Below are 4927 nucleotides of genomic sequence, written 5' to 3'. Positions count from 1 at the left end.
GTCGGCCCCCGCGTCCGCCCCGCCGACGCGGCGACGTCGTCGCGGTGGGCCCGCCGCACTCTCGACCTGGCCCGCCGCGGCCTGGCCGGCGACCACCCGGTGACGCACACGGCCGACCACCTCGCGACGCACTGGCTGCTGCTCGACCGGTTTCTGCTGGACGAGCTGTCGGCGAAGGTTCTCGCACCCTTCGCGGACCTGACGGCGAAGCAGCAGACCCGGCTGGCCGAGACGCTGCTGTGCTGGCTGGAGCACAACGGGAGCACGCCGGAGATCGCGCAGGCGCTGGGGATCCACCCCCAGACGGTCCGCTACCGGGTGGGCCAGCTGACCGAGCTGTTCGGCGACCGCTTGGCGGATCCCGCGCGGCGCCTGGAGATCCAGATGGCGTTGCGCGCCCACCGGCTGCTGGGCACGCGCGCCTCGGGCACTTGACCGCACGCCGCGCGCGCTCCTAGAGTTCTCCGACGGTGTTAGCGTTAACAGCGTGCTGGAGGGCGTCCCGATGACCGCACCCGTTCCCGAGTTCTTCGGCCGAGCCGGCGACACGGACGTCCACCGCTACACGCTGACCGGCCCCGGCGGCCTCACCGTCCGGATCCTCGACTACGGCGCGGTGATCCAGTCGATCGAGGCCCCGGACCGCGACGGCGAGCTCACGAACGTCGTCCTCGGCTTTCCGGACCTGGACGGCTACGTCGCGAACAACCGCCCGGACGCGGCCCGGGTCTTCCTGGGCGCGGCGATCGGCCGCTTCGCCAACCGCATCGCCGGCGGGACGTTCACCCTCGACGGCGTCCGCCACCGCGTCCCGCTGAACGACGGCAAGAACAGCCTCCACGGCGGCCCGGAGGGTTTCGACACGCGCGTGTGGTCGGCGACCCCGCTCCCGGACGGCGTCCACCTGACCTTGACCAGCCCGGACGGCGATCAGGGGTACCCCGGCCGGCTGACGGCCGAGGTGACCTACCGCCTGGACGGGTCCGCCTTGCGCATCGCTTATCGCGCGACGACCGACGCGCCGACGGTCGTCAACCTGACCAACCACACGTACTGGAACCTGGCGGCCGCGGGCGAAGTGTTCGACCACCGGCTGGAGATCGCCGCCGACCGGTACTGCCCCACCGACGCCGCCCTGATCCCGCTCGGCGCCCCGGCCCCGGTGGCGGGCACGCCGTTCGACTTCCGCCGCCCGTCCCCGATCGGCGCCCGGATCGCGTCGGCCGACCCCCAGTTGGCGCTGGCCGACGGCTACGACCACAACTGGGTGCTCGACGCCGGCGCGCCCTTCGCCGCTCGTGCCTGGGACCCGGCGTCCGGGCGCCTGCTCACGGTGCGGACAACGGAGCCGGGCCTGCAGTTCTATTCGGGCAACCACCTGCCGTCGCGCGGGGCGGGGTTCGCGCTGGAGGCGCAGCACTTCCCGGATTCGCCGAACCGCCCGGACTTCCCGAGCACGGTGCTGCGCCCCGGCGAGGTGTACCACCAGGAGACGACGTACGAGCTGACCACGTCGGACGAGCCGCCGGCGGGGTGAGCGGTGGCGTAGCCGACAGTTCGCCCCCTGCGCGCCCGGCCCCGGGTTACCGTCGCCGGTCATGGGAGATCTTTCCGCCGACCTCGCGCCCACCGGTGTGCTGCGCGCCGCCATCAACCTCGGCAACCCGGTGCTCGCGCACGGGACCGCGGCCGACCCCGGCGGGGTCACGGTCGACCTCGCGCGTGAGGTGGGTGCGCGGCTGGGCGTCGAGGTGGAGCTCCTGTGCTTCGACGCCGCCCGGAAGTCGTTCGAGGCCCTGACCTCGGGGGCGGCCGACCTCTGCTTCCTGGCGATCGAACCGGCGCGGGCGGCCGAGGTGGCCTTCACCGCGCCCTACGTCGTCATCGAAGGCGTGTACGTCGTCCCGGACGGCTCGCCGGTCCGCTCCCCCGCCGACGTCGACCGCGCGGGCACCCGGGTCGGGGTCAAGCAGGGGTCGGCGTACGACCTGTACCTCACCCGCACGCTCTCGGCGGCGACGATCGTGCGCGGCGAGGAGGGCGTCGCGGTCTTCGAGGAGCAGGGCCTGGAGGTGGCCGCCGGGATCCGGCAGCCGATGACCGCCTACGTGGCCGCACACCCCGGGACGCGGGTCGTCGAGGAGCGGTTCATGCAGATCCAGCAGGCCGTCGGGACCACGCCGGACCGCCGTCCGGAGACGATCGGCTTCCTGCGTGACCTGGTCGAAGAGCTGAAGGCGAACGGCTTCGTCGCCGAGTCCCTGCGCCGCGCGAACCAGCCGGACGCGACCGTCGCCGACTGAGCCCCGCCGACATCGGCCGCGGCCCCGGGCGGCGCCGCCTTTCGCGGCCGGAGCCGAGCACGCTGACCGACGCTTCGCCGTGGTACCCGCGTAGGTGACAGGGCGGCACCCTTCGTGACGCAGGGCGAGCCCGCCGTCGCCCAACGCCGCGAGCGCTGACATCGATCATCTGTAGCCGCCGTCATCGATGCGCTATTGCGTCTTCTCGACGGTCGCAACGAGTGCTACGTTCCTCGTGGTGCAGGTCGAGACAGAGGGGCTGCGATGAGGCTTACTCCCAGCGCTCACACCGACTCGTTCTGCCGCGACCGGCTGCCGCCCGGCGAGCAGTGGCCGCGGCTGGTGTTCGACCTGCCGGAGCTGCGCTACCCGGACCGCCTCAACGCCGCGACCGCGCTGCTCGACGACACCGCCGCCCGCCTCGGCCCGGACCGGCCGTGCCTGCGTTCGCCGCACGAGACGTGGTCCTACGGCGAGGTGCTGGCGCGCGCCAACCGGATCGCGCACGTGCTCACCGCCGAACTCGGCGTCGTGCCCGGGAACCGGGTGCTGCTGCGCGGGACCAACACGCCGTGGCTCGCCGCGTGCTGGCTCGGCGTCCTCAAGGCCGGCGCGGTCGCCGTCACGACCATGCCGATGCTGCGCCGCCACGAGCTCGACAAGATCGCCGACCGCGCCCGCCCGAGCGTCGCCCTCTGCGACGAGCGCCTGCTCGACGAACTGCCGCCCGCACTACCCGCGGTCGCCTTCGGCACCGAGACGGCCGAGCTGGCCGCGCGCTGCGCCCGCCACCCGGCGACCTTCGCCGACGTGCCGACCGCCGCCGACGACGTCGCCCTGCTCGCCTTCACCTCCGGCACCACGGGGACGCCGAAGGCGACCATGCACTTCCACCGCGACCTGCTCGCCATCGCCGACACGTTCTCCCGGCACGTCGTGCGCCCCACCGCGGACGACGTCTTCTGCGGGACGCCGCCGCTGGCGTTCACCTTCGGCCTGGGCGGCCTACTGGTGTTCCCGCTGCACGCCGGCGCGTCCGTGCTCCTGTTGGAACGCGCGACCCCCAAGGAGCTCGCCGCGACCGTCGCCGAGCACGCCGTCACCGTGCTGTTCACCGCGCCGACCGCCTACCGTGCGATCCTCGGCGCCGGCGACGGCCCGCTGCTGGCCGGCGTCCGCCGCGCCGTCTCCGCCGGGGAAGCGCTGCCCGCCGCCGTCGCCGAGCGGTACCGCGAGGTCACCGGCCGCCCGCTGATCGACGGCATCGGCAGCACGGAGCTGCTGCACGTGTTCATCTCCGCGGCCGACGACGACGCCCGCCCCGGCCGCACCGGCAAGGTCGTGCCCGGGTTCCGCGCCGCCGTCCTCGACCTCGACGGCGCGCCCGTGCCCGACGGGACCCCCGGCCGGCTCGCGGTGCAGGGCCCCACCGGGTGCCGCTACCTCGAAGACCCGCGGCAGGCCGACTACGTCCGCGACGGCTGGAACATCACGGGCGACACCTACGTCCGCGAGCCCGACGGCTACTTCCGGTTCGTGGCGCGCAGCGACGACATGATCGTCTCTTCCGGTTACAACATCGCGGCTCCCGAGGTCGAAGAAGTGCTGCTGACGCACCCCGACGTCGAGGAGTGCGCGGTCGTCGGCACGCCCGACCCGGACCGGGGCTCGGTCGTGACCGCCTTCGTCGTGCTGCGGCCCGGCACCCCGCCGGGCCCGGACGTGGTGCACGCCCTGCAGGAGCACGCCAAAGCCGTTGCGGCGCCGTACAAGTACCCGCGCCGGGTGCGGTTCGTCGACGCGCTGCCGCGCAACGCCAGCGGGAAGCTCCAGCGGTACCTGCTGCGCGAGCGCTGACGGGGGTGACGGGCCCGCTGCCGAGGTGGGGTGGCGGTGGGCCCGTCACGTCTGTGGGGTGCCGAGGACATGCCTCCAGCGTAGCGGAATATTCGAACATGTGTTCGCGTCCGTTCAGGTGATGTCCGTTCACGAAAAGTCACCAGAACCCCGCCGTTCCCGGCCATTACCACACTTCCGGGCGACAAACAGTCCTCAATGGACAGACACGGAGCAGGTTCGCGGGGCCGTCACCCTGGCGTGCCGTGGAGGCGGTGGGCGGGGCCGGAAGCCGACCCCATAAAGTCTTCGCGCAGCCATCCGGAGGTGAACGCCAGCGTGCCCGAGGTCGACTACTACGAGGTGCTCGGCGTCCGCCGGGACGCGACGGCGTCCGACGTCAAAACGGCCTACCGCAGGCTGGCCAAGACCATGCACCCGGACGGCGGCGGCACGGTCGGCACGTTCCGGCTGCTGCGCGAGGCCTACGACGTCCTGAGCGACCCCGTCAGCCGCGCCCGCTACGACTCCGGCGGCGCCACAGTGGTGCCCGTCCCGGTCCGCCCGCGGCCGCGGCGCCGCTTCGGCGACGAGCCCGGGTTCGTCCCCGACCTGCCCGACCTCGACGCCGAAGACCTGAGCTGGTGGCACTTCGCCGGCGAGGACACCCGGATGCGGCACGGCCGCCGCCGCGGGCCTGGCCACACGCCGGTCGTCGCCGCGGTGGCCGGGATGGTGCTCGTGCTGCTGCCGCTGGTCACCGGCGTCGGCTTCTCGCCGCCGGTGCT

The 4927-nt window shown here is 73.4% G+C and carries 5 protein-coding genes; all 5 read left to right on the top strand.

Features of this window, described 5'->3' with window-relative positions:
- A partial coding sequence (locus G3I65_RS28530; protein WP_160698845.1) for a CdaR family transcriptional regulator occupies positions 1–435 on the top strand: 435 nt, incomplete at its 5' end.
- A 52-nt stretch (positions 436–487) separates the two neighbouring features.
- Positions 488–1537 carry an aldose epimerase family protein gene (locus G3I65_RS28525; RefSeq protein ID WP_309235769.1) on the top strand — a complete coding sequence of 350 codons (1050 nt, stop codon included), beginning with the start codon at positions 488–490 and terminating at the stop codon, positions 1535–1537.
- Positions 1538–1598: 61 nt separating this feature from the next.
- Entirely contained in the window at positions 1599–2303 is a 705-nt protein-coding gene (locus G3I65_RS28520; RefSeq protein WP_160698844.1) for a transporter substrate-binding domain-containing protein, read from the top strand.
- Between the two features lie 264 nt (positions 2304–2567).
- Complete coding sequence (locus G3I65_RS28515) at positions 2568–4160, top strand: AMP-binding protein (RefSeq protein WP_160698843.1); 1593 nt, start codon at positions 2568–2570, stop codon at positions 4158–4160.
- A gap of 318 nt (positions 4161–4478) precedes the next feature.
- A partial coding sequence (locus tag G3I65_RS28510) for a J domain-containing protein (RefSeq protein WP_160698846.1) occupies positions 4479–4927 on the top strand: 449 nt, incomplete at its 3' end.

This window comes from Amycolatopsis sp. SID8362, from assembly GCF_010550475.1.
In the GTDB taxonomy this organism is placed as follows: Bacteria; Actinomycetota; Actinomycetes; order Mycobacteriales; family Pseudonocardiaceae; genus Amycolatopsis; species Amycolatopsis eburnea.
The sequence above is the reverse complement of the archived record's forward strand: the minus strand, read 5'-3'. Positions and strand labels throughout refer to the sequence as shown.

Excerpts from the sequence above, each read along its gene's own strand:
- G3I65_RS28515 (WP_160698843.1), top strand. The coding sequence starts at position 2,568 with ATGAGGCTTACTCCCAGCGCTCACACCGACTCGTTCTGCCGCGACCGG.
- G3I65_RS28520 (WP_160698844.1), top strand. The coding sequence starts at position 1,599 with ATGGGAGATCTTTCCGCCGACCTCGCGCCCACCGGTGTGCTGCGCGCC.